Source organism: Paracoccus fontiphilus (assembly GCF_017356265.1).
Taxonomy (GTDB): domain Bacteria; phylum Pseudomonadota; class Alphaproteobacteria; order Rhodobacterales; family Rhodobacteraceae; genus Paracoccus; species Paracoccus fontiphilus.
Window position 1 is genome coordinate 1 of sequence record NZ_JAFNAW010000120.1, and the last position, 4777, is coordinate 4777.

Annotated in this window: 5 protein-coding genes and 1 tRNA gene; 2 read left to right on the forward strand and 4 right to left on the reverse strand. The window is 67.6% G+C overall.

The genetic code is table 11. The features are described 5' to 3' along the window. Positions 1 to 1963: OmpA family protein (locus J0F76_RS19895; RefSeq protein WP_207472134.1), on the forward strand; the 1963-nt coding region annotated here is incomplete at its 5' end. Positions 1964 to 2017: 54 nt separating this feature from the next. On the opposite strand, the gene J0F76_RS19900 is transcribed toward J0F76_RS19895, so the two are convergent. The 3 genes from J0F76_RS19900 to rlmB form a co-directional block, all read right to left on the reverse strand. Next, a complete protein-coding gene (locus tag J0F76_RS19900) occupies positions 2018 to 2449 on the reverse strand; it encodes a CoA-binding protein (protein WP_207472136.1) in 432 nt (143 codons plus the stop codon). A gap of 207 nt (positions 2450 to 2656) precedes the next feature. Next, positions 2657 to 3061, reverse strand: a complete 405-nt coding sequence (locus J0F76_RS19905) for a YHS domain-containing (seleno)protein (protein WP_207472138.1) — start codon at positions 3059 to 3061, stop codon at positions 2657 to 2659. 93 nt (positions 3062 to 3154) lie between these two features. Beyond that, entirely contained in the window at positions 3155 to 3958 is an 804-nt protein-coding gene (gene rlmB / locus J0F76_RS19910; RefSeq protein ID WP_207472140.1) for a 23S rRNA (guanosine(2251)-2'-O)-methyltransferase RlmB, read from the reverse strand. Positions 3959 to 4081: 123 nt separating this feature from the next. On the opposite strand from rlmB, the gene J0F76_RS19915 reads away from it, so the two are divergent. Beyond that, a tRNA-Tyr gene (locus tag J0F76_RS19915) sits at positions 4082 to 4165 on the forward strand. A gap of 256 nt (positions 4166 to 4421) precedes the next feature. Here J0F76_RS19915 and J0F76_RS19920 read toward each other — a convergent pair. Continuing rightward, entirely contained in the window at positions 4422 to 4604 is a 183-nt protein-coding gene (locus J0F76_RS19920; RefSeq protein WP_207472141.1) for a hypothetical protein, read from the reverse strand. Positions 4605 to 4777: the final 173 nt, after the last annotated feature.

Below are 4777 nucleotides of genomic sequence, written 5' to 3' on the forward strand. Positions count from 1 at the left end.
GCCGCAGGCCGCGCAGCCCGAACCTGCGCCAAAGCCGCAGCAGCCCGAAGCCCAGCAGGCTGCCCCCGAGGAGCCGGTGGCCCCCCAGGAACCCGCCGCGCCCGAGCAAGCGGCCCAACCGCAGGCCGAGCGTCCCGCCCAGGCCGCGCGCGAACAGCAGCAAGAGCGTCCTGCCGAAGCCGCGCGCGAGCAGCAGCAGGAACGTCCCGCCCAGGCTCAGGGGCGCGCACCCGGCCAGGAAGGCAAGCCCGCCCGCGCCGAGGAGCGCGCCGCCCGCCAGTCGGCCGAGGAACAGGCCACCCGGGAAGGCCAGGCCGAGCGTCCCGAGGCCGCTGCCCGGCAGCAGGAACAGAAGCGCCCCGAGGCTGCTGCCCGGCAGCAGGAACAGACGCGTCCTGAACAAGCCGCCCGAGAGCAAGGCCAGGCTCGTCCCGCGCAGCCCAAGGGCGAACGGCAGGCTGAACCTGTCGCGCCGCAGGGCGGCGCGGCGGGGCAGGGCGATGCCCCAACCCAAGGCCGTGCGCCGCAGGCCGCGGGAACGGCAGACCCGCTGCGCAACGCCCTTGAAGCCGAGCAGCGCAGCCAGGAAATCCCGGCCCCCGCGGCACAAGGGCAGGGTCAGGGTCAGGCGCAGGGCAACAAGCCCCCCGTGGCGCAACGGCCTGCCGCCGGGCAACCCCAGGCGGGCGGGAACACCCCGGACGAGAACGAGTTGCGCGATGCGCTTGCCCGCCAGCAAGGCCAACAGGGTCAACAGGGTCAACAGGGTCAACAAGGCCAGACGCCCCCTGCGGCGAACGGCCAGCCTGCCCCCCGGCAGGACGGACAGCCTGCGCCTGGCGCGGCCCCGGCCGAGGCGAACGCCCCCGTGACCGAAGCCGCCCAGCAGGCTGCGCAGGAAACCCGTGCTGCCGCCGCTGCCGCCTTGAACGAGGACACGCAGGGCGAGGTCGTCGAACAGCAGATCACCGAGGAAAACAGCCGCTCCTCGGACGAGGATTTCGCGACCAGCTTGCGCGAAGCGCTTCAGCCGCAGCAGCCCCAGGCGGAACAGCGCGTCGAGGAGGATGATGACAACGACAACGATCTGGCCAAGGCCCTGCTGCTGGGCCTGGGGGCGGTTGCCGTCGGGTCCTATCTGAACAACAACCGGCAGGTTGCGCTCAGCGCCCCGGACCGCGTCGTCGTCACCCGCGCCGACGGCAGCCAGGAGGTCATCAAGGATGAGGTCGCGCTGCTGCGCCAGCCCGGATCGACCGTGGCGACGGAGAACTTCGACGACGGGTCGTCCCGCACCGTCGTCACCCGCGCCGACGGCAGCCGCGTCGTCACGATCCGCGATGCCGACCTGCGCGTGCTGCGCCGGACGCTGGTGTCGCCCGACGGAACGCAGACCCGCCTGATCGACGACACGGCCGAGGTCGAGCCCGTGGACATCGCCACGTTGCCCGCCCCCGCCCCGGTGGACACCACCGCCGTCTACCAGGACGAGGCCGCCCTGCGTGACGCGCTGCGCCGCGAGGTCGACATCGACCGTCGCTTCACCCTGGGTCAGGTCCGCAGCATCCCCGAGGTCCGCGCGCTGGTGCCGCCGGTCAACATCGACGCGATCACCTTCGACACGGGCTCGGCCGCGATCACCCCGGACCAGGCCCGGCAGTTGTCCACGCTGGGCAACGTCATCCAGGAGGCTGTCGCGGAAAACCCGCGCGAGGTCTTCCTGATCGAGGGCCACACCGATTCAGTCGGCGCGGACGCCGCCAACCTTGCGCTGTCGGACCGCCGGGCAGAGTCCGTGGCGCTCGCCCTGTCGGAGTATTTCCAGGTTCCGCCGGAAAACCTGATCGTGCAGGGCTACGGAGAGCAGTTCCTGCAGGTACGGCAGGAAGGCGATGTGCGGGAAAACCGCCGGGCGGCGGTCAGGCGGATCACCGACCTGCTGCAAACCGCGGAAGCGCAGTAAAGGAAAAGGCCCCGGAAACATCCGGGGCCTTTTTCATCGCCCGTGGTTCACGGCCTAAAGATGGCGCGGAAATTCGATCTTGGGGCAGCGATCCTGGATGACGGTGATCCCCCGGGACCGCGCGCGTTCAGCCGCCGCGTCGTTGCGGATGCCCAGTTGAAGCCAGATCGACTGAAGGTCGGGCAGGTGGGCCAGGGCCTCGTCGACGATCGGCCCCACGGCCTCGGACCGTCGGAAGACGTCGACCATCTGGACGCCGGCGGACTTGGGAATGTCAGCCAAGCTGGCATAAACGGTTTCGCCCAGGATATGGCCTCCGGCATGGCCGGGATTAACGGGAATGACGCGATAGCCGTTGGCCTGCAGATAGCGCGCGACCCCCCAGCTTGGACGCATCTCGTTGGGTGAAAGCCCCACAATGGCGATCACCCTGCTGTTGCGGGCAATGCGGGCAATATCTTCGTCGTCCTCGAAATCGACTTCCATGACGGGCCTCCCCTCCTCGTCCAAAAGTTGCAGGCACGATTACATATAAAAGGCGCCCGGTCCAGAATGCTGGCCGGGCGCAAGTCGCGGAACGAGGGACAGTGATCTGAACATGACGGTTCCGAGGTCATGTTCCAAATGGTAAATGGGCAACAGGCGGAAAAGTTCCAGTCAGCTCTCGGAATCGTGATTAGAGCGCTCTGGACCTTAGCGGTCCCAAATTTCGCCCGCCCTTGTCAGGATCTCCTGCGGGGCCCGGCGCAACTCCCGGGCAGAACGGTCCGACCTGACCAGATAAAGCCGGTCGCCGATCACCACGAAGTGCCGGGGGTCGCCGGGAACGCGCTGTCCCTTGGCCAGGGCCACAGGGCACAGGCCCCCGAAGGCCGGGGCGAAGCTGCGAGGATCGGACTCGAAGCGGCTGCGATTCTCCTCGCTGGCGAAATGCCAGACCTTGCCCTTCCACATGGTCGCGATATCGCCCCGGCCCGGAACGGGCCGGCCGCTTTGCAGAAGGCCCACGGCATCGAAGCCCTCGATGGCCCAATCCTGGGCAAGGGCTTGGGCTGCGGGAACGCAAGCAAGAATCACGGAAAGGATCAGCGGTTTCATCGGCACGGCAGTCTGTGGCGGCAGGAGGCCTAGATGGCAGCACCCGCCCCAATTCTCAACGCCCGCGCGTCGATTGTCGCAGCGATGTGATCCTTACGCCATGCTTGCGGCATACAAGGCCACTGCAGCCGCGTTCGAGACGTTCAGCGATCCGAAATCGGCTGCAAAGGGAATGCGCGCGACATGGTCGCAGCTTTTCACGGTCAGCTCCCGCATTCCCGGCCCCTCGGCCCCTAGGACAAGGCAGACGGCCCGCCCCGGCAGGGTGCCAAGCAGGTCGGGCAGGGCCTTGTCGCCCGTCCCGTCCAGGCCGACCAGCGTGAAGCCCATGCCCTTCAGTTGCGACAGGGCCTCGGCCAAGTTCGGCACCCGCAGGTAGGGCTGGCGTTCCAGCGCGCCCGAGGCGGTCTTGGCCAGCGCCCCTGTCTCGGGCGCGGAATGGCGGGCCGGGGCGATCACGGCACGGGCGCCGAAGACCTCGGCCGAACGCAGGATGGCGCCGATGTTGTGGGGGTCCGTCACCCGGTCAAGGGCAACCAGCAGCGGCCGCCTTTCGCCCGGCGCCTCGCGCAGCACGACATCGCTGAGGCCGCCCCATTTCAGCGGCTTGACCTCCAGCGCGGCGCCCTGGTGGACGCTGTCTGGCGCAAGCGGGACCGCCTTGCCGAAGATGCGGGGGTCGGTGATCTCGGGCGTCATGCCGTGCAGTTCGCCCAGGCGGTCCAGCGCATTGGGCGTCACCACCAGCCGCAGCCTTTCCCGCCGGGGATTGGCCAAGGCATCGCGCACCGCGTGAAGGCCGAAAAGCCACACCGTTTCCGCCGCCGCCGCGCGCCGCGCCCGTTCCTTGTCGATCACCCACGCGGGTTTCTGGGGTTTTCCCGGTTTTTCGGCCATCTGAACATCCTTTCGGCTTGTTCCCTCAATGCGCGCAGGGCGCATCCGGCGCAAGGCCCGGAAATCCGCTTGACGCCCTCCGCCGCGGCCGTTAATGACCCCTCCACGCCGAGAGCGTTCGGCGGGCGACGTGCTGCAAGGTGCGGCAGCGGACTGTAACTCCGCCGGGGAGACCCATGCCTGGTTCGATTCCAGGGTCGCCCACCATTTAACTTTCAGTACTTAGGTGGTGTTCGCCCGAACTGCTTACATGCGGGTCGTGTCGGCATGTAAGCACTCTGTAAGCAAGCGGCTTAGAACCTTTGCGGGTTTGTTCGGGCTGATCTTTTTGTTGCCGTAGTTGCTGTGCCACAGCGACCCAGATGACGAATCGTCACAGTCGGCCGTCCTCTCATCGGCGTTGCGCGGGGTGCCCGCAGGAGCCGACGCCAAGGTCAAACCGAAGACGCGTCTGCCGTGTATATCAAGTGAAAGAACGGCAGTTCCAGCGACGCGGAAAGGCCCAGGCGTTGAAGCGGTCGGCGATCGTCACGGCGATCGTGCAAGCGGCGGGCAGGACTACAAGGAATGCTCCAAGGACCACGATAGCCGACGCCATCATGAACGCGGACAGCAGCGCCAGACACGCGGCGGTAATCCAGGGCATCTCCGTCGCGAAGGCGACAAGCGTGCAGGTTCCCTCATAAAGGCAGTAATGGGCGCGGCCTAGGGAAAAGGCGGTTCCGGGGGAAGGCGGCTCTGTTGCCCAAATCGGCTGATGGCCAGTGTCCCCCTTCCCCGGACGGACTTATCCCACGGCCTCTGTGACGGGTATACCGA

Bases quoted from the DNA above. Each gene is read 5' to 3' on its own strand.
- J0F76_RS19900 (WP_207472136.1), bottom strand. From the start codon at position 2,449: ATGGAAGTCGATTTCGAGGACGACGAAGATATTGCCCGCATTGCCCGC.
- J0F76_RS19905 (WP_207472138.1), bottom strand. From the start codon at position 3,061: ATGAAACCGCTGATCCTTTCCGTGATTCTTGCTTGCGTTCCCGCAGCC.
- rlmB (WP_207472140.1), bottom strand. From the start codon at position 3,958: ATGGCCGAAAAACCGGGAAAACCCCAGAAACCCGCGTGGGTGATCGAC.
- J0F76_RS19920 (WP_207472141.1), bottom strand. From the start codon at position 4,604: ATGCCCTGGATTACCGCCGCGTGTCTGGCGCTGCTGTCCGCGTTCATG.